This is a genomic window from Bacillus sp. BS98 (assembly GCF_008432245.1).
Taxonomy (GTDB): Bacteria; Bacillota; Bacilli; order Bacillales; family Bacillaceae_G; genus Bacillus_A; species Bacillus_A toyonensis.
This window is the reverse complement of the sequence record NZ_CP043830.1, coordinates 3339530-3362309: the sequence shown is the minus strand read 5'-3', so window position 1 is coordinate 3362309 and position 22780 is coordinate 3339530. Positions and strand designations below refer to the sequence as shown.

General features: G+C 37.0%; 24 protein-coding genes. 22 read left to right on the top strand and 2 right to left on the bottom strand.

The genetic code is table 11. From position 1 onward, the window contains the following. The first annotated feature begins 129 nt into the window (after positions 1-129). From fdhF to F0362_RS17295, 17 genes are all read left to right on the top strand, one after another. Positions 130-3069, top strand: a complete 2940-nt coding sequence (gene fdhF / locus F0362_RS17375) for a formate dehydrogenase subunit alpha (protein ID WP_000999391.1) — start codon at positions 130-132, stop codon at positions 3067-3069. A gap of 14 nt (positions 3070-3083) precedes the next feature. Then, positions 3084-3566: a helical membrane plugin domain-containing protein gene (locus tag F0362_RS17370; protein WP_000729912.1), complete on the top strand. Its 483-nt coding sequence runs from the start codon at positions 3084-3086 to the stop codon at positions 3564-3566. Positions 3567-3681: 115 nt separating this feature from the next. Continuing rightward, positions 3682-4026 carry a Na-translocating system protein MpsC family protein gene (locus tag F0362_RS17365; RefSeq protein ID WP_000163332.1) on the top strand — a complete coding sequence of 115 codons (345 nt, stop codon included), beginning with the start codon at positions 3682-3684 and terminating at the stop codon, positions 4024-4026. Positions 4027-4042: 16 nt separating this feature from the next. Next, entirely contained in the window at positions 4043-4840 is a 798-nt protein-coding gene (gene fdhD, locus F0362_RS17360) for a formate dehydrogenase accessory sulfurtransferase FdhD (protein ID WP_000802702.1), read from the top strand. 20 nt (positions 4841-4860) lie between these two features. Then, complete coding sequence (gene moaA, locus F0362_RS17355; RefSeq protein WP_000836454.1) at positions 4861-5877, top strand: GTP 3',8-cyclase MoaA; 1017 nt, start codon at positions 4861-4863, stop codon at positions 5875-5877. A 191-nt stretch (positions 5878-6068) separates the two neighbouring features. Continuing rightward, positions 6069-6848, top strand: coding sequence for a formate channel (locus F0362_RS17350; protein ID WP_000863999.1), 780 nt, complete (start codon positions 6069-6071; stop codon positions 6846-6848). Positions 6849-6872: 24 nt separating this feature from the next. Further along, positions 6873-7889, top strand: a complete 1017-nt coding sequence (locus F0362_RS17345; RefSeq protein ID WP_000392759.1) for a molybdopterin-synthase adenylyltransferase MoeB — start codon at positions 6873-6875, stop codon at positions 7887-7889. A gap of 18 nt (positions 7890-7907) precedes the next feature. Further along, entirely contained in the window at positions 7908-9212 is a 1305-nt protein-coding gene (gene glp, locus F0362_RS17340; protein ID WP_000533690.1) for a molybdopterin molybdotransferase MoeA, read from the top strand. Beyond that, positions 9193-9657 (top strand): molybdenum cofactor biosynthesis protein MoaE, encoded by a 465-nt coding sequence (locus tag F0362_RS17335; protein WP_000531609.1) that lies wholly within the window; start codon positions 9193-9195, stop codon positions 9655-9657. Before glp ends, F0362_RS17335 begins: the two co-directional genes overlap by 20 nt. Positions 9658-9661: 4 nt before the next feature. Further along, positions 9662-9898 carry a molybdopterin converting factor subunit 1 gene (moaD, locus tag F0362_RS17330; RefSeq protein WP_000628491.1) on the top strand — a complete coding sequence of 79 codons (237 nt, stop codon included), beginning with the start codon at positions 9662-9664 and terminating at the stop codon, positions 9896-9898. A 118-nt stretch (positions 9899-10016) separates the two neighbouring features. Continuing rightward, positions 10017-11066 (top strand): P-loop NTPase, encoded by a 1050-nt coding sequence (locus tag F0362_RS17325; protein WP_000957522.1) that lies wholly within the window; start codon positions 10017-10019, stop codon positions 11064-11066. Between the two features lie 15 nt (positions 11067-11081). Continuing rightward, positions 11082-11306 carry a hypothetical protein gene (locus tag F0362_RS17320; RefSeq protein WP_000752368.1) on the top strand — a complete coding sequence of 75 codons (225 nt, stop codon included), beginning with the start codon at positions 11082-11084 and terminating at the stop codon, positions 11304-11306. 42 nt (positions 11307-11348) lie between these two features. Then, positions 11349-11750 (top strand): hypothetical protein, encoded by a 402-nt coding sequence (locus F0362_RS17315; protein ID WP_000367294.1) that lies wholly within the window; start codon positions 11349-11351, stop codon positions 11748-11750. A gap of 182 nt (positions 11751-11932) precedes the next feature. Beyond that, positions 11933-12181, top strand: a complete 249-nt coding sequence (locus tag F0362_RS17310; RefSeq protein WP_000871326.1) for a DUF1294 domain-containing protein — start codon at positions 11933-11935, stop codon at positions 12179-12181. 92 nt (positions 12182-12273) lie between these two features. After that, on the top strand, positions 12274-13215 hold the full coding sequence (gene rarD / locus F0362_RS17305) for an EamA family transporter RarD (RefSeq protein ID WP_000535544.1): 942 nt from the start codon (positions 12274-12276) through the stop codon (positions 13213-13215). A gap of 79 nt (positions 13216-13294) precedes the next feature. Next, the gene (locus F0362_RS17300; protein ID WP_000447810.1) at positions 13295-13720 is read left to right on the top strand and encodes a divergent PAP2 family protein; all 426 of its coding nucleotides are present in this window, start codon (positions 13295-13297) and stop codon (positions 13718-13720) included. A gap of 99 nt (positions 13721-13819) precedes the next feature. Beyond that, positions 13820-15673, top strand: coding sequence for a terpene cyclase/mutase family protein (locus F0362_RS17295; RefSeq protein ID WP_000928185.1), 1854 nt, complete (start codon positions 13820-13822; stop codon positions 15671-15673). Positions 15674-15747: 74 nt separating this feature from the next. Here F0362_RS17295 and F0362_RS17290 read toward each other — a convergent pair whose 3' ends face one another. Continuing rightward, positions 15748-15897 carry a YfhD family protein gene (locus F0362_RS17290; protein ID WP_001035815.1) on the bottom strand — a complete coding sequence of 50 codons (150 nt, stop codon included), beginning with the start codon at positions 15895-15897 and terminating at the stop codon, positions 15748-15750. Between the two features lie 285 nt (positions 15898-16182). Between F0362_RS17290 and fabG the strand changes: the two genes are divergently transcribed. After that, positions 16183-16923, top strand: a complete 741-nt coding sequence (fabG, locus tag F0362_RS17285) for a 3-oxoacyl-ACP reductase FabG (protein WP_000506443.1) — start codon at positions 16183-16185, stop codon at positions 16921-16923. 50 nt (positions 16924-16973) lie between these two features. Here the strand turns inward: fabG and dhaS are convergent, their stop codons facing one another. Further along, on the bottom strand, positions 16974-18458 hold the full coding sequence (gene dhaS, locus F0362_RS17280; protein WP_000080298.1) for an aldehyde dehydrogenase DhaS: 1485 nt from the start codon (positions 18456-18458) through the stop codon (positions 16974-16976). Between the two features lie 272 nt (positions 18459-18730). Between dhaS and F0362_RS17275 the strand changes: the two genes are divergently transcribed. The 4 genes from F0362_RS17275 (at position 18731) to F0362_RS17260 (ending at position 22727) form a co-directional block, all read left to right on the top strand. Next, entirely contained in the window at positions 18731-19009 is a 279-nt protein-coding gene (locus F0362_RS17275; protein ID WP_000800723.1) for a YhdT family protein, read from the top strand. A 3-nt stretch (positions 19010-19012) separates the two neighbouring features. Further along, positions 19013-20446, top strand: a complete 1434-nt coding sequence (gene panF, locus F0362_RS17270; protein ID WP_001104810.1) for a sodium/pantothenate symporter — start codon at positions 19013-19015, stop codon at positions 20444-20446. A gap of 108 nt (positions 20447-20554) precedes the next feature. Then, complete coding sequence (locus tag F0362_RS17265; protein WP_073990662.1) at positions 20555-21502, top strand: nucleoside hydrolase; 948 nt, start codon at positions 20555-20557, stop codon at positions 21500-21502. Between the two features lie 115 nt (positions 21503-21617). After that, positions 21618-22727, top strand: coding sequence for a serine hydrolase (locus tag F0362_RS17260; RefSeq protein WP_000751360.1), 1110 nt, complete (start codon positions 21618-21620; stop codon positions 22725-22727). Positions 22728-22780 lie beyond the last annotated feature (53 nt).

The following is a 22780-nucleotide window of genomic DNA, read 5'->3' as shown; positions in this document are numbered from 1 at the left end:
TGAATAAATGGATTGGTATTTTAGCAAGATGTGCTAATACACTACTCCACCATGATGATAACGTGCCCAAAATGTGGTGCGTATATTTTCGTGGTGGAGTTTTTTTATTCTCAAAAAGGGGGAAAGACCATGAATGACAACATGGTTCATATTACAATTGACGGAAAAAAGTATACAGCGGAGCCCGGTTCAACGATATTAGGCATCATTAATGACAACGGGATTGAACATCCGCAAATTTGTTATGTACCAGAAGTAGACCCTATTCAAACGTGTGACACTTGTATTGTAGAAGTTGATGGAAAGTTGATGAGATCTTGTTCGACAGTGGCGACGGAAGGTATGGACATTGAACTCGGTTCTGGTCGTGCGAAAGAAGCACAAACAGAGGCGATGGATCGATTATTAGAAAACCATTTATTATATTGTACGGTATGTGACAACAATAATGGGAACTGTAAACTGCATAATACTGCAGAATTAATGGAGATTGAACATCAAAAATATCCTTACGAACCAAAAATAGATGTAAGTGAAGTTGATATGACTCATCCGTTTTATCGCTACGACCCTAATCAATGTATCGCATGTGGTCAATGTGTAGAGGTGTGCCAAAACTTACAAGTAAATGAAACGATATCTATCGACTGGGAAGCCGAGCGTCCTCGTGTTATTTGGGATAATGGTGTAGATATCAATGATTCTTCATGCGTGAGCTGTGGGCAATGTGTAACGATTTGTCCTTGTAATGCTTTAATGGAGAAATCAATGCTTGGTGAAGCTGGATTTATGACGGGATTAAAGCCGGATATTCTTGAACCGATGGTAGATTTAATTAAAGAAGTTGAGCCTGGATATAGCGGTATTTTTGCGGTATCAGAAGTGGAAGCGGCCATGCGTGAGACTCGTACGAAGAAAACGAAAACAGTATGTACATTTTGCGGTGTCGGTTGTTCATTTGAAGTGTGGACGAAAGGGCGTAAAATCCTTAAAGTACAACCATCTTCAGATGCGCCAGTTAACGCAATTTCAACTTGTGTAAAAGGGAAATTTGGTTGGGACTTCGTAAATTCTAAAGAACGAATTACGAAACCATTAATTCGTAAAAATGGAACGTTTGTTGAATCTACATGGGAAGAAGCACTGAATGTAGTTGCAAATAAATTAGGCGCTATTAAAGAAGAGTACGGCAAAGGTTCTATCGGATTTATCTCTTCCTCTAAAATTACGAATGAAGACAATTATGCCATTCAAAAATTAGCTCGGCAAGTATTTGGAACGAATAATATTGATAATTGCTCACGTTATTGCCAATCACCAGCAACGGATGGTTTATTCCGTACAATTGGTATGGGCGGTGATGCAGGAACGATTAAAGATATTGCGCAATCTGGTCTTGTTATTATTGTAGGATGTAATCCGACAGAAGGTCATCCTGTTTTAGCTACACGTATTAAACGGGCACATAAATTACACGGACAAAAGTTAATTGTAGCGGATCTTCGTAAAACAGAAATGGCAGAGCGATCAGATGTCTTTATTAGTCCAAAACAAGGAACAGACCAAGTATGGTTAATGGCTGTTGCGAAATATATGATTGATCAAGGTTGGCATGATCAGGAGTTTATTAATGAAAATGTAAACTTCTTTGAAGATTTTAAAGAGAGCTTAAAAGAATATACACTTGAATATGCAGAAGAAGTAACAGGTATTTCAACAGAAACACTTATCCAAATGGCTGAAATGATTCGTGATGCAGATGGTACATGTATCCTTTGGGGTATGGGGGTAACGCAAAATACAGGTGGTTCTGATACTTCCGCTGCAATTTCAAACTTACTTCTTGCAACAGGGAATTATCGTCGTTCAGGTGCAGGTGCCTACCCACTTCGAGGTCATAATAACGTACAAGGTGCTTGTGATATGGGAACTTTACCAGGATGGCTTCCTGGATATCAGCACGTTACGAACGATATGGAACGTACGAAATTTGAAATGGCTTACGGAGTGGAAATTGATAGTGAACCAGGTCTTAATAATATTGAAATGCTTCACGCAATTGAAGAAGGAAAGATGAAAGCTATGTATCTTGTCGGAGAGGATATGGCTCTTGTAGACTCGAATGCAAATCATGTACATGAAGTGTTATCAAGCCTTGATTTCTTCGTTGTACAAGATGTTTTCCTTTCTAAAACTGCTCAATACGCAGATGTTGTATTACCGGCAGCACCATCTCTTGAGAAAGAAGGTACTTTCACAAATACAGAGAGACGTGTGCAAAGATTGTATCAAGTTCTTCCTACGCTTGGTGATGCGAAGCCAGACTGGTGGATCGTGCAGGAGATTGCGAATAAATTAGGTGCAAACTGGAATTATAGTCACCCAAGTGAAATTTTTGCTGAAATGGCAAGCTTATCACCGCTATTCTCACAAGCAAACTATGAAGTACTTGAAGGATGGAATAGTTTCCATTGGGGAAGTTTTGATGGAACGAATACACCGCTACTTTTCCAAGATGGATTTAATTTCCCAGATAAAAAAGCGCGTTTTGCGATTGCTGACTGGGTACGTCCAGCTGAATTCCCAGCGGAGTTCGACCTTCACATTAACAACGGTCGTATGTTAGAACATTTCCATGAAGGAAATATGACAAATAAATCAACAGGTATTCAAACGAAAGTACCTGGCGTTTTTGTTGAAGTTTCTCCAGAACTTGCAAAAGAACGTGGCGTGAAAACAGGTTCATTAGTGCGCCTTGTTTCTCCTTTTGGAGCACTAAAATTACGGGCACTTGTAACGGATCGTGTAAAAGCGAATGAGTTATATGTACCGATGAACTCTACAGATAATGAATCGGCAATTAATTTCTTAACAGGCCCTGCTGTTGACGTACGTACGAATACACCTGCTTATAAACAGACGAAAGTGCGCATGGAAGTGTTAGAAGTTAATGGCGAAAATCCGATGCCAAAAGCGAACCCGCGTAATAAAAAACGTCATCCTCAAGCTGGTATTGAGGTAGATCGTAAGTGGGCACGTCCAGGGTATGTACATTTAACGGATAAGTAGGGAGGAGAAAAAATATGGCTGCACCTATTAAAACGATTCAAAAACATGAATTAACTGAGGAAGAAATAAAACAGCAAAAGTTAGAGGATTTAAAGGAGCTTCTAGCTAATAATGAAGAAGCTTTAAATCAAATGTTTCATATTGTCGGGGAATTAAATGATATTGGCATGCTAGAAGCAGCAAATTCTATGCTGAAAGCGAAAGAACCAATCGCAAAGATCGTTCTCGGTCAAGTAACTCGTAAACCTGTTACAAATTTAATTAATAATATGATGGGTGCTGCAGGTGCTTTAACAGAACTTGACCCAGAACTTACGAAAAAACTTATAGGTAGTTTATTAGTAGGACTGGAAGAAGGTAATGAGCATCTAGAAAGTAATAAAAAAGTGGGGATATTCGATCTTATGAAAGTATTAAAAGATCCAAATATTAACCGTGCTATCGGGTTTGGTCTTCATTTCCTAAAAGGTATGGGTAAAGGATTAAAAGACGAATAAACTTCATGAAGTTAACCTTTTCGTCCAAATATTTGTACGAAATAGTTTGGGCGAAAAGATCATTTTGGTAAAATATATAATAAAGTAAAATGAGGCTTTTAGGAGGTATGATTTTATGACGAAAAAGGTACATGAATTTAATGATATGATACGAAAACTCCGAAAGGAACTATTCGGAAAAGGACCAGAACGAATTCATACTGTATTTGCTGAAAATATGGCGATTGCAACACTGTATGGGAACTTAACACCTACTGAGAAATTCATTTCAAGTACGATGGATGGCGCGGAAATGGTTCATATGGCTAGAACGAAAATGATTCAAGAAGTTTACGCTGCGAATTCTCGTGAACATTTGGAGGAACTTGTTGGAGCGAACTTAGTGAACTTATTTTCAGATATGAAAGTAGAAGAAGATATTGCTGTTTCGGTATTTGTTTTTGATAAAAATATAACGTGAGAGAAGGATGCTGATCGTGAAACCGATACAGGTAGAAAGAGAAGTTTTCCGTTATGAACAAGGGGTGTTTAAGCATATAGAGGACAGCATTGTAACAGAGTTTCCAGTCACAATTAAAATGAACGGACAGGAGTTTGTTACAATGGTTAGTACTCCAGAATATATAGAAGATATGGTAATAGGCTTCTTAGCATCTGAAGGAATTATTCGGAAGTATGAAGATATTGATCACATATGGGTACAGGAGAAAGAAGGATTTGTACATGTGACGACAACAAAAATAAACCCGTATTACGAACAAATGCAAAATAAACGTTATATTACTTCGTGCTGTGGTATGAGTAGGCAAGGGTTTGTTTTTGCAAATGATGCACTAAGCGTAAAGAAAATGAATGGTGTCCATGTAAAGGTTGCTGTCGAAGATTGTTTTCGTTTAATGAATGAAATGCAGCAATCTGCGGATACATTTCGACATACTGGCGGAGTGCATAACGCAGCTTTATGTGATGTAAATGGTATTATTTTAGGCCGAATGGATATTGGTAGGCATAATGCGCTAGATAAAATTTACGGTTATTGTTTAAAAAATAATATTTCTATAAAAGATAAAATCATTGTTTTTAGTGGTCGTATTTCTTCAGAAATATTATTGAAAGTTGCAAAAATCGGCTGTGAAATTATACTGTCAAAATCAGCGCCAACTGAATTAGCTTTGCAGTTAGCGGAAGAGTTAGGGATTACTACGATAGGGTTTATTCGTAATCAGTCTTTAAATATATATACGCATCCAGAACGTGTTTTAAATATAAAATAAGTAAAAGTGAGGCAAGGAAGATGAAATCAATTACATTAGACAAATTGCATCGTCCGTTAAAGGATTTACGTATTTCAGTTACTGATCGCTGTAATTTTCGCTGTCGATATTGTATGCCAGAAGAAATATTTGGTCCTGATTATTCGTTTTTGTCTAATGATAAAATTTTATCTTTTGATGAGATTGAAAGGATAACACGTATTTTCGTTTCTTTAGGTGTGAGAAAGTTACGGATTACAGGCGGAGAGCCGTTACTTCGAAGAGGGCTTCCAGAGCTTATTGAGCGGCTTAATAAAATAGATGGTGTGGAGGATATCGGTTTAACAACAAATGGATCGTTACTTAAAAAGTTTGCACCTGATTTATATAAAGCGGGGTTATCACGTGTGACAGTTAGTCTGGATTCCTTAGAAGAAGAGCGCTTTTTCTATTTAAATGGTAATAGAAGCAAAGTGCAAAGGGTTCTTGAGGGGATACAGGCTGCGGCTGAAGTTGGTATGAAAATTAAAATAAACATGGTCGTTCAAAAGGGGAAAAACGAACAGGACATCTTGCAGATGGCGCAATACTTTAAGGAAAATAAGCATATTCTTCGTTTTATTGAGTATATGGACGTTGGAAATTATAACGGTTGGGAGTTAGGTGAAGTTATTTCCAAACAAGAAATAGTAAATACAATTCGTGAAGTTATGCCGTTAGAACGGATAGAAGCAAATTATCCAGGTGAAGTAGCTACTAGGTACCGTTATATAGGCAGTGATGAGGAAATAGGTATCATTTCATCTGTAACTGATTCTTTCTGCTCATCATGTACGAGAGCTCGCATTTCTGCAGAAGGAAAATTGTATACTTGTTTATTTGCTTCTAAAGGAAATGATTTGAGAGCATTGCTTCGATCGGGGGATACGGATGAGGAAATTACAGCTGTAATTCACGACATTTGGAATAATCGAGAAGATCGATATTCAGACGAACGCTTAAGTCATACTAATAAGAAAACAATGCCTAAAATTGAAATGTCACATATCGGTGGTTAATATATAAGGCTGACATAATAGTGGAAAATGGAAAGTGTGCAAGAGATGTGGACTTTCTATTTCATAGTAAAAGTGATGATTGATCTCTCTGTAAAAGATGTGCAGAGACATTAAGCAGCATTCAAAAACCTTTATTTTCAGGAGGTTTTTTGAAGCTGCTTTTTTATTTGGAGAAAATGGAGGAATTGGTAATGGCATTTCATAAACCGGAACAAATTGCTGAACTCGTAATCGAGGCCGGTGTTCAAAAAGTAAGCCAGACGCTGCCAGCAATGCTTATTCTCGGTTTTTTAGGAGGAGCATTTATATCATTAGGGTTTTTACTTAACATTCGAGTATTAGGTAATTTGCCGGAGCATTGGGGAAGTTTAGTGAATGTTTTAGGAGGAGCAGTGTTTCCTATTGGGCTTATGCTCGTAGTGTTAGCAGGAGGAGAATTGATTACAGGAAATATGATGTCACTGTCTATGGCGCTTTATGCAAAGAAAATTACATTGATAAGTGTACTGAATAATTGGGCTTGGATTACTGTAATGAACTTTGTTGGTGCAATTTTCGTTGCGTATTGCTTTGGACATCTTGGCGGATTAACAGAGGGAGATTATTTAAATAAAACGTTAGCGATAGCGGAAGGAAAGTTACACGAATCGTTTGGGAGAACTTTAATTTTGGCGATTGGTTGTAATTGGCTCGTTTGTCTTGCGCTTTGGCTCGCTTACGGGACGAGTGATTTTGTCGGAAAGATAATTGGGATTTGGATTCCAATTATGGCATTTGTAGTGATTGGATTTCAACAAGTAGTAGCAAATATGTTTGTCATATCAGCGGTTATTTTTGCAGGTCATCTGACGTGGCTGGACCTCGCTAAAAACTTTGTTCCTGTTTTTATCGGAAATGTCATTGGAGGAGCTGGATTTGTAGGGTTTGCTTACTTTGCTTGTTATCAAAAACAAGACTCTAATGTGAAATAGATTTCTTGAAAGGAAGGGTATGCAATGGAGGAGCGGTATTCTCGGCAACAGTTGTTCAAACCAATCGGGAGTAAAGGGCAAGAAAAAATTCGGAATAAGCATGTGTTAATTGTAGGAGCAGGTGCATTAGGAAGTACAAGTGCAGAAAGTCTCGTGCGTGCAGGTATTGGTAAGTTGACAATTATTGATCGTGATTACGTAGAGTGGAGTAATTTACAAAGACAACAACTTTACTCTGAAGAAGATGCAAGAGGGAAAATCCCGAAAGCAATTGCTGCTAAAAAACGGTTGGAACAAATTAATTCAGAAGTACAAATACATGCTTTCATAATGGATGCAAGTGTAGAAAACATGGAAGGGCCATTAGAAAATGTCGATGTAATCATTGATGCTACAGATAATTTTGATATTCGATTTATCATAAATGATTTATCACAAAAACATAATATTCCGTGGGTATATGGATCTTGTGTTGGATCGTACGGTATGAGTTATACGATTATTCCGCAAAAAATGCCGTGTTTACATTGTGTACTGAAGAATGTTCCCGTTATAGGTGTGACGTGCGACACGGCTGGGATTATTAGTCCAGCTGTTCAAATCGTTGCGGCATATCAAGTGGCAGAAGCACTCAAAATTTTAGTGGAAGATTACTCAGTAATTAGAAAGACGTTTTTCATGTTTGATATATGGAGTAATCAAAATCATTTTATAAAACTAGGAAAAATAAAAACGGACGATTGTCCATCGTGCGGTTTAAATCGAGCTTATCCTTATTTATCATACGAAAACCAAACGAAGGTAGCTGTTTTATGCGGAAGAAATACAGTTCAAATAAGATCAATAGAAAATAGGCAATACAATTTTGATGACGTAGAAAAAGTATTAAAAAAACTTGGGGAAGTAGAGCGGAATCCATATTTACTATCTTGTCAATTAGAGGATTATCGCGTCGTTATTTTTCAAGATGGTCGTGTGTTCATTCATGGTACAAACGAAATTCCAAAAGCGAAACAACTATATTATCGCTTATTCGGTTAATAGAAAGGATTGTCAATAATGGGAAGAAGAGTGCCAATTACGGTTGCAGAAGCTATTCGAAAAGTGATGGGATTTGCTAACAATGGCTTAAAAGAGCTACTACCTATTGAATTAGCTTACGGACGTATGTTAGCGGAGGATTTAGTAGCTGATCATGACGTACCTTCATTCAATCGTTCACCGTATGATGGGTTTGCTATTAGAGCAGAAGATACGAATTTAGCAAGTTATGAAACGCCAATTGTATTTGAAGTAGTTGGTGAAATTGGTGCAGGATCACTATTCGATGAGAAAGTAGGTTCGTTTCAAGCAGTTCGAATTATGACAGGAGCACAAATTCCAAATGATTGTGATGCGGTTGTTATGTTAGAACTGACTCGTCAATATGAGGATAATGGGAACGATTATATGGAAGTGAAACGCTCATTCAAAACGGGTGATAATATTTCTTTTCAAGGTGAAGATGCTCGTAAAGGAACGGTGCTTGCAAAGAAAGGATCGTACATTAATCCAGGTATTTCAGCTCTTCTTGCTACATTCGGTTATAGTGAAGTGCCAGTTGCGAAAAAGCCAGTAATTGGACTATTAGCGACTGGTAGTGAATTACTTGATGTAAATGAGTCGTTAGAGCCAGGGAAAATTCGAAATAGTAATACGTACATGATACTGTCTCAAATTCGAAGAGTGGGCGGAAGAGTAAAATACTTTGGGAAGTTTAGTGATGATTTTGATACGTGTTTTACAGCTGTGAAAGATGCGTTAAGTCAAGTAGATATGCTCATTACAACGGGCGGTGTATCAGTAGGAGATTACGATTATTTACCAGCTATATATGGAAGGTTAGGTGCATCCGTTCTTTTCAATAAGGTTGCAATGCGACCAGGAAGTGTAACGACTGTAGCACAATTAAATGGCAAGCTATTATTTGGTTTATCAGGAAATCCATCAGCATGTTATGTAGGATTTGAGTTGTTTGTAAGACCATGTATTCGTGCGTATATGTTTAGTGAAAAAGCGCATTTGAAAAGAGAAAAAGCATTATTAGGAAAAGATTTTCTGAAACCAAATCCATTTACAAGATTTGTACGAGCAAAACTGACATGTAATGAAGGGCAATTAATTGCATATCCATCAGGATTTGATAAGTCTAGCTCGGTTTCTTCATTAGCAGAATCGAACGCTTTTATCGTATTGCCAGGCGGGACAAGAGGATATAAAAAAGAAATGTTTGTCGATGTTCTTTTATTAGAAGATAACGAAGGTAGTGAATGGCCTTGGACATTTTATAAGAGAGGTGTTTCTAATGGGGCAATCACTATTTGAGATTGTAGAAAAACCAATTTTAGTGGAAGAAGTAACGAATAAAGTCGCAAGAAGAGAAGCGGGTGCGATTACAACATTTATTGGTACGGTGAGAGAATTAACAAAAGGAAAACGAACGCTACATTTAAAGTATGAAGCATATAAACCGATGGCAGTAAAACAACTTACAAGAATTGGTGAGGAAATTAACGGGAAATGGCCGGACGCACAAGTAGCCATTACGCACCGTGTAGGGCTGCTGGAAATAATGGATATTGCGGTAGTTATTGCAGTTTCATCACCGCATCGTAAAGTAGCTTATGAAGCGAATGAGTACGCGATTGAACGCATAAAACGCATCGTTCCAATTTGGAAAAAAGAATTTTGGGAAGATGGAACGATGTGGATTGGAGATCAACTTGAAAATACATCATATCCAGAAGGAAAACCGAAGAAGGAAGAATGAGAAAATGATTACAATTTTACTGTTTGCAAATTTGCGTGAGGAAGTCGGATCGGATCAATTAATAATTTCAGAAAAAAAAGAAATGACTGTTGGACAATTAAATGAATGGTTGAAAGATAGTTATCATTTGCAATCTTTGGATACAGTAATGGTTGCAATTAATGAAGAGTTTGTAACGAATGAAGAGATGATAAAAGCTGGAGATATCGTCGCATTAATCCCGCCTGTAAGTGGGGGATAATAATGCTTTCTCGCAACGATGACTATTAAAGACATTAAAAAATAGATGGAAACTTTCATCAGTTGAAGTAATAAGAAGATGCTATATATAAATTAGAATAAGAGAAGGGATGAGCTCTATGCTTACTCAAGAACAAATAATGAACGCATTACAACATGTAGAGGATCCAGAGTTACACAAAAGTGTTGTAGAATTAAATATGGTTAGAAATGTACAAATACATGGAACAGAGGTTAAGCTTGAAGTAGTGTTAACCATTCAAGGTTGTCCGTTAAAGGCGAAAATTCAACAAGATGTGGAAGAGTCCCTTCACGCAATTGGTGCATCTAAAGTGGATGTAACATTTGGTTCGATGACACAAGAAGAAAGAGCTATGCTAACAGAAAAATTAAAGAAAAATAGTAGAACAGAAACAGGTATGCCAAGCATGCTCCGTCATGATTCAGGTGTACATTTTATTACTGTAACGAGTGGGAAAGGCGGAGTCGGAAAATCAACGGTGACAATTAATCTTGCTACTGCCTTAGCTAGAATGGGTAAAAAGGTTGGGATTTTAGATGCAGACATATATGGTTTTAGCATTCCGGCTATGATGGAAACGAATCAAAAACCAACAATGATTGATCAAACAGCAATTCCAGTCGTTAGTCATGGTGTTAAAATTATGTCAATGGGATTTTTTACAGAAGGAAATAATCCAGTCATGTGGCGTGGACCGATGTTAAATAAATGGATTCAAAACTTCCTTGCGAATACACACTGGGGAGATTTAGATTATTTACTTCTCGATTTACCACCTGGTACAGGAGATGTTGCCATTGATGTTGCAGCGATGATCCCACAAGCGAAAGAAATTATCGTTACAACGCCGCACAATGTAGCTTCATTTGTAGCTTCTAGAGTAGGTGTAATGGCAAAACATACAAAACACGAGATTGTAGGAATTGTGGAAAATATGGCTTATTACGAAGAGCAAGATGGATTTAAAAATTATCTCTTCGGAAAAGGGGGCGGCGAAATGTTAGCAGAACAATTGCAAACGGAAGTAATTGCACAAATACCTTTTGCAAAACGTGAAGAAAATAACGATTCATCTGTATATGATGAAGACTCTCTCGTTGGAGAAGTATTTACTGCATTAGCAGAAGATATTATTTATAGAGGATAGAGGAGGAAGTTTAATATGGCATGTAATATTGATCATTCTATTGAAGATGTAATGAATAAGCTTGAAAGTCAAAAGGATTTTTTATCTGAAATTCTTTTCAAAGATTTGAATGGATTTTTGCAAAATAAACATTCACAGGAAATATTAAACGACATCTTTCATTTATTAAAAAAGTATGACTTAGTCAGTGAAGAAGAACGAGAGAAGAGAAATGCACAATTATTGCACATTATGAATTAAATACTCTCTGGCTTTAAAGTTTTTTCAGAAGGGGTGAATGTGATGGATATGAAAAAGATGATTGAAACGATAGAAACAACAAAAGTGACTGACGTAGAATTATCGATTCATACTTTACATCAAATGCTTGTGAAACTGTATAGCGAAAAAAATGTTACAAATTATACAGAGCTCTTAAAATATAGTTTGTCTTTATCTATAAATCTTAAGTTAAATCTTGTGTTGAAATATTTTGGTGTGCGTCCGATCGTTGCTTCTGATGAACGTATGCAATTTCAAGAGATATTTAAATGTTTAGCTAAGCAAGATGATAATGGGGAATGGTTTTTGAATTTCGTTTCTTTATATGTAGGGTTAATTGTTGTTCTTCATTTTGATGAGAAAGAGATTGAGAGAAGTTTTTTTGATGATGTGGTTGTGGTGGGTGAAGGAAGTGAAATATAAAGTTCTGTTCATAACATCTTTCTTTTTAATAGTTGTAATCGCGCTTTATATTGATTATATAAATGTAAAGATAATCAATTAAAATAAAGGAATGAAACTAGTTTGCTAAAAAGTGTTCTTCAGTTGTTTCTATCGTTTTTTCATGTTACCATTAAGCGAATTTTTCATAGGGAGAGAAAGCGATGAAATGGATTTATTTTATTATTATTAATGTTATAGCTTTTAGCCTTATGGGGCTTGATAAACGAAAAGCCAAGAAGAAACAGTGGAGAACGCCAGAAAGCACGTTGTTTTTATCAGCGGCAGCTGGAGGAGCGGTTGGAGCTTGGATCGGTATGTATATGTTTCACCATAAAACGCATAAAAAGAAATTTGTTTTCGGCATACCGTTACTTGTTGTAATAACGGTATGTTTATTTTTCGCTATATGAGAAATGTCGAAAGAATTACAGATTGATTATTGGTAAAGTGAGCATAAGAAACCGTATAATGGAGAAAAAATGAGAAGAGGAGAAAAAGGAAGATGGGGAGTCAATCAGCACAGCAAAAAAAAGGGATTATATATGCGGCTGGTGCTTATACGATGTGGGGAATCCTACCGATTTATTGGAAATGGGTTGAGGAAGTTCCAGCAGATGAAATATTAGCACACCGCATTGTTTGGGCGTTCGTTTTTATGTTAATCGTATTAGCTGTTACGAAGAGGTTTCGCCAGTTTATTGGGGAATTTGTGAATCTTTTTAAACGACCTAAATTATTAATGTCATTAACAATTGCTTCAATTTTGATTAGTGGGAACTGGTTTGTCTACATATGGGCCGTTAATCATAATCATGTCATTGAAGCGAGTCTTGGGTATTATATTAATCCACTTATTAGTATTTTACTTGGTACAGTCGTATTAAAGGAAAAGTTAAACTTTTGGCAATATGTTGCAGTAGGTTTAGCTGGAGTAGGGGTTATCATTTTAACAGTACGTTTCGGGGCTATCCCGTGGGTTTCTTTATCACTTGCCTTTTCATTTGGATTATACGGATTAACAAAAAAATTGTTAAACTATGATGCGACGATTGGGCTTACGATGGAAACGATGTTAGTGACGCCGTTTGCGTTCATTTATCTCGTTATGACAGGGGTACATGGTTTCGGTTCATTTGGAGCTATTTCAATGCTATCGACGTTACTTTTAATAGGAGCAGGTATTGTTACAGCGCTACCACTATTTTATTTTGCAAAAGGAGCACAACTTATTCCGCTTTATATGGTAGGCTTTTTACAATATATTGCGCCAACGATTAGTTTAATTTTAGGTGTATTTGTATTTGGTGAACATTTTACAACTACTCATATGATGGCATTTTTCTGTATATGGGTTGCTTTATTTGTATTTTCAATAGCGAAGACAAAATTTTTAGTGCAGAAACAACCGAAATTTATAAAAAATAAATCAGCAAAAGTATCATAATGCGTAGTATTTTCTACGCATTTTTCTTTATACTGATACTATATAGAATTTCCATTATAGCTAGTAGGGAGCTGAGAACATGGAAACAATTTTACATAATGATCCGCTGATGGCTGCTGTAATTTCGTGGTTTATAGCACAGTTAACAAAAGTAGTCTTTAAATTAGTTAAAACGGGTGAATTTGATTTTGCAAAATTTTTTGCTTCAGGTGGGATGCCAAGTTCTCATGCTTCAACTGTTACAGCGCTTGCGACAGGTGTTGGAGTTGTGGAAGGTGTGGAAAGTACCATATTTGCAGTGGCTGCAATCTTTGCAATCATTGTTATGTATGACGCTTCAGGAGTAAGGCTTGCGGTAAGTAAACAGGCGAAAATATTGAATGAATTTTTTCATGGTAAACAAACAGAATATAAGAAGTTAAATGAGCTTGTCGGACATACACCGTATGAAGTAGTAGTCGGTGCTTTATTAGGGGTTATTGTCGGAGTGGGATATTGCTTATGAGCAGAACATAATATGTGTTCTGCTTTTCTTTGTTTTTACACATATTCGGTTGCTTTTTTGAATATCGTTATACGGATTTCGAAAGGGTAGGTGAATGCCTTGTTATTATATGGAAAAGTGCATGAAGAAATAGCGAGAAGGACAACTGCACTTCAAACGATGCAAAGGCAAGATGGTACGTGGAGATTCTGTTTTGAAGGAGCACCATTAACTGATTGCCATATGATATTTTTATTAAAATTATTAGGTAGAGATAAAGAGGTAGAACCATTTGTAAAAAGATTAGCTTCACTCCAAACGAATGAAGGGACATGGAAATTGTATGATGATGAAATGGGGGGCAATTTATCTGCTACCATTCAATCTTATGCTGCCCTACTTGCTTCGAAAAAGTATACAAAAGAAGATGCGAATATGAAGCGAGCGGAAATGTTTATTACAGAACGTGGGGGAGTGGCGCGTGCTCATTTTATGACGAAGTTTTTATTAGCAATTCATGGAGAGTATGAATATCCTTCGCTCTTTCATTTGCCAACACCGATTATGTTTCTGCAAAATGATTCCCCACTCAGTATATTTGAATTAAGTAGTTCGGCACGTATCCATTTAATTCCGATGATGTTGTGTTTAAATAAAAGGTTTCGTGTAGTGAAAAAGTTACTGCCTAATTTAAATCATATTGCGGGCGGGGGCGGAGAATGGTTTCGGGAGGACCAATCTCCAATGTTTCAAACATTATTAGGTAATGTGAAACAAATTATATCTTATCCGCTTTCCTTACATCATAAAGGAAATGAGGAAGTAGAACGTTTTATGAAAGAGCGTATCGATGAGAATGGGACGTTATATAGTTACGCAAGTGCTTCGTTTTATATGATTTATGCTTTACTTGCGCTAGGACATTCTATTCAATCGCCAATGATTCAAAAGGCTATAACGGGGATAACATCTTATATATGGAAGATGGAAAGAGGGAACCATTTACAAAATTCCCCGTCAACTGTATGGGATACAGCATTACTTAGTTATGCGTTGCAAGAGGCTCGTGTTTCGAAAGAAAGTAAAATGATTCAAAATGCGTCAGCATATTTATTAAAAAAACAACATAAGAAAAAAGCTGATTGGAGTGTGCATGCGCCCGCGCTTATTCCGGGCGGTTGGGGTTTTTCTGATGTGAATACGACAGTTCCTGATGTTGATGATACAACAGCTGTGTTAAGAGCATTGGCACAAAGTAGAGGGAACGGAAATGTGGATGATGCTTGGAAGAAAGGGACGAATTGGATTAAAGGATTACAAAATAATGATGGTGGTTGGGGAGCATTTGAAAAAGGCGTGACAAGCAAGTTATTAGCGAATTTACCAATCGAAAACGCAAGCGATATGATTACGGATCCTTCTACACCAGATATTACAGGCAGAGTGTTAGAGTTTTTCGGGACATATACGCAAAATGAATTGCCCGAGAAACAAAAACAAAGTGCAATCAACTGGTTAATGAATGAACAGGAGGAAAATGGATCGTGGTATGGAAAATGGGGCATTTGTTATATATATGGTACATGGGCAGTGATGACTGGCTTACGGGCGTTAGGAATTACTTCTGCTCACCCTTCTTTAAAACGAGCAACTTTATGGCTTGAACATATACAGCATGAAGATGGTGGCTGGGGAGAATCTTGTCAAAGTAGTGTGGAAAAAAGATTTGCTACTTTACCATTTAGTACACCATCGCAAACAGCATGGGCTTTAGATGCTCTTATTTCTTACTATGATAAAGAAACACCAGCTATTCGAAAAGGTATTTCATATTTGCTTGCGAATCCTTATGTAAATGAAAAATATCCTACTGGAACAGCTTTACCAGGTGGGTTTTATATTCATTACCATAGCTACGCTCATATATATCCGTTACTTACTTTGGCGCATTATGCAAAAAAATATAAAAAATAAACCGAGAGATGTTTCTCGGTTTATTTTGTTGGGTAGTAGGTCCCTGTTGAAAAGAATAAGGTTATGATTTCCCCTTATTTTTCTGTTGACTGGCGTTTTTGACGTGCATCAGCGGCATTTGCACGTGCGTTTGCTTCTAAGTCGTTGTGGTCAGCGAGTTCACGAGAGAACTCAACATCAATACCATCAGTGGCTTTGCTTTGTTTGAAATTTTTTTTGTTCATTCGACACAATCTCCTTGCACTTTATCCCGCATAGCGGGTAGTAAAACTCCCACCTCAAAATTCAGATGGAACAAAGAAGCTAGGTGGGAGATTAACTGCCCGTAAATGCCCGATTGGTGAGGGCTGATAATCAGTGGGGGATGAACAAACTTCCCACTGATTAAAGTTTCACTTTATGCGACGTTGCAAAGTTAGTTTGACACAAATAGACTTTTTTATACAAAGAGGATTTGGAAAGCAAAAAGCCGAAATATACAGTATAAGTAATAGAAATGGGGGATAGGGATGGGATTTTTAAATGGGAAAACAGCTGTTGTAACAGGTGGCGCCCAAGGAATTGGAAAAGAAATTGCACGAGTTTTTGCTAGGCTTGGGGCTAAAGTTTTAATTAGTGATGTAAATGAAGAAAAACTACAAAAAACGACACGTGAATTATCGGACGAAGGATATGAAGTAAGCTTATATCGATGTGATGTAAGTAATCAAAATGAAGCGAAATCATTAATTGAGTATGCAGTTCAAAAATTTGGGACACTGCATATTTTAGTAAATAACGCTGGAATTACAAAAGATGCAATGTTACATAAAATGGAGAAATCAGCTTGGGAACAAGTATTACAAGTAAACTTAACTGGCGTTTTTTATTGTATGCAGCCAGCTCTTCTTTATATGAGACAACAACAATATGGGCGCATTATTAATATTTCTTCAATAAGTAGAGAAGGGAATATTGGACAAGCAAATTATGCGGCAACGAAAGCTGGCGTTGTCGGTTTAACGAAAACAGCAGCGAAAGAAGTTGGAAGCTTCGGTATTACTTGTAATGCAATTTGTCCAGGATTTATGGATACGGATATGACAAAAACAATACCAGATAAAGTAAAAGAAAAAATGGTTGGAGCAATTCCGGTTGGTAGAATTGGAACGCCAGAAGATATTGCGAACGCGGCGGCCTTTTTAGCGTCAGAATACGCATCCTATATTACAGGGGAAGTATTAAATGTGAGCGGAGGGCTGCAAGTTTAAAGGAATACATAATGAAAAGAACCTGACCGAGTGGATCAGGTTCTTTCGATTTAATTTAAGTTTAACCAAACGCTCTTCACTTCTGTATAGTTATTTAATGCGTAAGATCCCATTTCACGGCCAAGACCAGATTGTTTAAATCCTCCAAATGGAGATGCTGCATCAAAGACGTTATAACAGTTTACCCATACTGTACCTGCGCGTACTTTACTTGCAACATAGTGTGCTGTCTTAACATTTTCTGTCCATACACCAGCTGCCAAGCCAAATTGTGATTTATTCGCACGTTCAATTACTTCATCAATATCGTTAAACGGTATTGCAGAAATAACTGGACCGAAAATTTCTTCTTTTGCGATTGTCATCTCATCATTGACGTCGGCGAATACTGTAGGAGAAACGAAGTAGCCTTGATCAAATGGATTACTTCCTCCACAAAGTACTTCAGCGCCTTCTTCAATCCCTTTTTCAATGAAGCCCATTACACGTTTTTGTTGTTCTTCGGAAACGAGAGGACCGATTGTAGTTTCTGGACTTAGACCAGCACCTTGATTTAATTTTTTAGAATAAAGGACGAGATCAGCCATGACATTATCATACATTTTCTTCGGAATAAATAAGCGTGATCCAGCAGAGCATACTTGTCCTTGGTTAAACATAACACCAGAAAGTGCACCAGGAATAGCGCGAGATAAGTCGGCGTCTGGTAAAATAATATTTGGTGATTTACCACCAAGTTCTAAAGTAACACGTTTTAATGATTCGGATGCTTGTCTCATAATTTGTTTGCCAACTGGAGTAGAACCAGTAAATGCAATTTTATCAACGAGTGGATGATTAACGAGAGCTTGTCCAGCTGATTCACCGAATCCAGGAACGATATTAATAACACCTTTCGGGAATCCAGCTTCTTCAATTAATTCAGCTAAGTATAGAGCGGATAGTGGAGTTTGTTCTGCAGGTTTTAAAACGATTGTACATCCTGTAGCAAGCGCCGCTCCCATTTTCCACATTGCCATAAGAAGCGGGAAGTTCCAAGGGATAATTTGACCAACGACACCAACAGCTTCATGGCGTGTATAGTTAAAGTAATCACCGGAAACAGGAATTGTTTGACCAACGATTTTCGTCGCCCAGCCAGCATAATAGCGCATATGCTCAATTGCAAGTGGTATGTCTGCTGCCATTGTTTCACGGATTGGCTTTCCGTTATCTAACGTTTCGAGCTGTGCAAGCTCTTCTTTATGTTCTTCCATTAAATCGGCAAGCTTGTACATAAGGCGGCTTCGTTCAGCAGTGCTCATGCGAGACCAAGGACCTTCGTCAAAAGCCATGCGAGCTGCGACTACAGCTTTATGAATATCTTCGCGACCAGCTTCAGAAACGATGGCAAGCGTTTCGCCAGTTGCAGGGTTAGGCGTTTTAAACGTTTTACCGGAAGCGCTTTCAACGAAAGATCCATTCACATATAACTTTTTCGTGCCTTGAAGAAACTTTTCTACCTTTTCATGAAGATTTACAGCTAGTTGACTCATTGTATAACCCCCTTGAAAATATAATGTAAACGCAGTACGAGACGGCGTTTATTCCGAAATCAAGGATGTAGGAACTAGATGGAAAGCCTCTAATTAAAATCATAATTAACAATTACTGAAAATTCAAATTTCATTTGTGTTACAATTGTAAAAAATATGTAATGTAAGAGAGTCTTCTATATAATTATAAAAAATCCTGCTTGTTTTTGCTTTCTAGTAGGAAAAACTAGAAGAACAATGGTACAATAATACATCGTGAGAGGAGGGAGAAAATGAAGAATTATCATGATGATCCACGCTTTCGAATCGCCCATAGAGAAGCGTTAATTGGTCTTGGACTTGCTATTATCAATTTTATAATATGGTACGGATTTGCTTATGGGCTTGGTAGTAAAAATCCAAGTGAATATACATATGTATTCGGTTTTCCAGCATGGTTTTTTTATAGTTGTATTGTTGGATTTGTCGTAATGGTTATTTTGCTTAGTTTAGTTGTTCGTTTTGTATTTCAAGATATTTCACTCGATGAGGAAGAAAAAAGTGAGGAATAATAGATGAATTGGTATGTAATCATTCCAATGATAATTTCGTTTATCGTTGTATTTTTAATTGGTATATATGCTTCAAGACGCGTGCAAGCGACTGCTCATAATAAATTTTTGCAAGAATATTTTCTTGGTGGACGTGAGCTTGGCGGTTTATTATTAGCGATGACAATGATTGCTACGTACGGTAGTGCAAGTAGTTTCATTGGTGGCCCTGGTATTGCTTACAATATGGGACTTGGATGGGTATTATTATCTGCGATTCAAGTTGTAACAGGGTATATCGTTTTAACAGTTATCGGTAAAAAGTTTGCAATTATTGCTAGGAAGATGGAAGCAATTACGCTTATCGATTATTTAAAAGGAAGATACAATAATAAAGCGGTTGTTATACTTTCGGCGTTATGTATTATTATCTTTTTATTTTCAGCAACAGTAGCCCAGTGGGTCGGCGGTGGACGATTAATTGAGTCGCTAACAGGTCTATCTTATACAACAGCACTATTTTTATTTACTTTTTCTGTACTTGTGTACGTATTAATTGGTGGGTTCCGCGCAGTTGCGTTATCAGATACGTTATTAGGTATCATTATGTTAGTTGGAACGACAATCATTTTAGTTGCTACTGTTATTGCTGGTGGTGGAATTGAAAAGATTATGCAGGAACTTGTTCAAATCAATCCGAATTTAATTACACCATTCGGAGCAGATGGTAGTTTAACGAAATCATATGTTACATCGTTTTGGATTTTAATTGGAATTGGCGTTGTCGGTTTACCACAAATTAGTGTGCGTGCTATGTCTTATAAAAATTCAAAAGCTATGCATCAAGCTCTAATCATTGGAACGGTTGTCGTTGGTACAATTATGATCGGGATGCATTTAACGGGTGTATTTGCACGAGTAGTACTTCCTGGTATAACGGTACCAGATAAAGTCATGCCGCTACTCGCGATGGAAGTGTTGCCGCCTTGGCTAGCTGGTGTTTTCTTAGCGGCACCAATGGCAGCGATTATGTCTACAGTAAATTCGCTATTGTTACTTGTAAGTTCATCGATTATTAAAGATATATATGTAAATTACATAAATAAAGATGCAGCAGACAGTACGATAAAAAAAGGAAGTTTGTGGATTACGGGTATTGTAGGACTGCTCGTTTATGCAGCGGCGATTAAACCACCAGATTTTTTAATATGGTTAAATTTATTTTCTTTCGGTGGATTAGAAGCAGCATTCATTTGGCCGATCGTCTTAGGGTTATATTGGAGAAAAGGGAATGCAACTGGAGCGCTTGCTTCCATTTTAGTTGGGGTAGGCTCATATATGTGTATTCATCTTTTCTACCCAAATCCGTTCGGTATACATACAGTTGTCTTCCCAATTTGCTTTGCGTTTATCGCTTACATAGTGGGAAGTATGATTGCTGTGAAAAAAACAGCATAGGCTAGATGAAGAACGTAGTCCGTATAGGACTGCGTTTTTTTTATATAAATTTCATCTTTTTTATTCTGTATATGTAGGGCTATTCATAAATTAATAACAACTGAGGGGATGGAGTTGAGGTCGATGAAAAAAGTGTTATTTTTAGGAGACCCGGGAATAGATGACTCTTTAGCAATTATGTATGGATTGTTGCATCCTGATATTGATATTGTTGGTGTAGTAACTGGATATGGGAATGTAACACAAGAAAAAGCGACAAGTAATGCAGCGTATTTATTACAGTTAGCAGGTAGGGAAGATATACCAGTTATTAATGGTGCGAAAATCCCTTTATCTGGAGATATTACAACGTATTATCCAGAAATTCACGGGACGGAAGGTTTAGGGCCAATTCGTCCTCCGAAAAACCTTTCTCCAAATATAAAGCCTTTTTGTGAGTTTTTCGATATTCTTGAAAAATATAAAGGAGAATTAATCATTGTTGATGCTGGTAGGTCAACGACATTAGCGACAGCGTTTATTTTAGAAAAGCCGATGATGAAATATGTAAAAGAATATTATATAATGGGCGGTGCTTTTTTAATGCCTGGCAATGTTACACCAGTGGCGGAGGCGAATTTTCATGGCGATCCGATTGCGTCACAGTTAGTTATGCAAAATGCGAAGAATGTAACATTAGTGCCGCTTAATGTTACATCCGAGGCAATTATAACGCCAGAGATGGTAAAATATATTACGAAACATTCTAAAACGAGTTTTAATAAGTTAATCGAGCCGATATTTACGTATTATTATAAAGCTTATAGAAAGTTAAATCCGAAAATAAAAGGAAGTCCAGTACATGACGTCGTTACAATGATGGTTGCGGCAAATCCATCCCTTTTAGATTATGTATATCGTCGTGTCGATGTAGATACAGCTGGAATTGCAAAAGGAGAAAGTATTGCAGATTTCCGTCCTCAACCTGATGCAAAAGCCTTGAAAAATTGGGTACGAATTGGTTGGTCATTACATTATAAAAAATTTCTTGAGGATTTTGTGAAAATCATGACGTAGACATAATAGGAGTATACAAGTTAAAATAATGGAGATGGTTATTTAAATGACCATCTCCATTATTTTGTTTTTTAAAGATAGAGAGAAGAGTTATACAATAGGAGAGGAATTTTACTTGAAAAAAACTATAGTATGCGCAGTAATTGTGGGTATTTTCGTTTTGCTAATATCGGGTAACTTTTTAGTGAAAAAAGTATGGAGTTCAAATAATGATGATGCACAGTATATTGCATCTTTTATTGAAGAACATAAAGATGAAAAAAATAGTGCGCTTCTAGTAAAGAGAAATGATAAAGTTGTTTATTCTGTAAATCCAAATGTTGTATTGCCAGTTGCTAGTACGATGAAATTAATTGTGGCGCTTGAATATACGAAACAAGTTACAGAAGGGAAAATTGACCCGGCTAGTTTCGTTTCAATTAATGATGTCAATCGATATTATGTACCGAATACAGATGGTGGTGCACAAGATAGATGGCAAAGGTATTTGGAGAAGACAGGCAAGATAACTGAAGGAGCCGTTACTTTAGAAGACGTGGCAAAAGGAATGGTTAAGTTTAGTTCGAATGCTAATGCGGAATATTTAATGGAAGTGTTAGGATTAGATAATATTAATCGAAATTTACAAAGTTTATCGCTCCCTGCACATCAACCACTATTTCCGATTGTTTCATCTTTATATATCCCAGGATATTTGCATAAAGAATTACATGTTCCAAAATATAAAATAGAGAAAAAATTAAAAGAAATGACTCAAGAGCAATATCGTGAATATGCGATGATTATTCATGAGCGCTTAAAAAAGAAGGGGTCATTATTACAGAAAGAAATTCCTCTTTATTTAGAGGAACGTTATGATAAAATTTGGTCAGATAGATTACCAGCTGCGTCCGCAAACGATTATATGGTATTGCTGCAAAAGGCAAACCATAAAGGTGGCCTGACAGAAGCTGAAGAAAAAGTGTGGGCGAGTATCGTTGAAACAGATATGAGTGCCAAGAAATATCGTAAAACATTCAGACACGCAGGACAAAAGAATGGGTATACGCCATGGACGGTTACAAAAGCGGTTTATGCTATGGATAAGCGCGGGAACTGTACAGAAATTGTATTCTTAGCGAATAATTTAAATGAAGATGACAGTGCAGAAATACGTAAACATTTAGCAAATTTACATTTCCAAGTGTTGCAAAGTGATAAGTATGATGCGACTTTTATTAAATAAACTCGGTGCATAAAGCACCGAGTTTATTTTTGTCCCGCTATTTGTGGACAGTA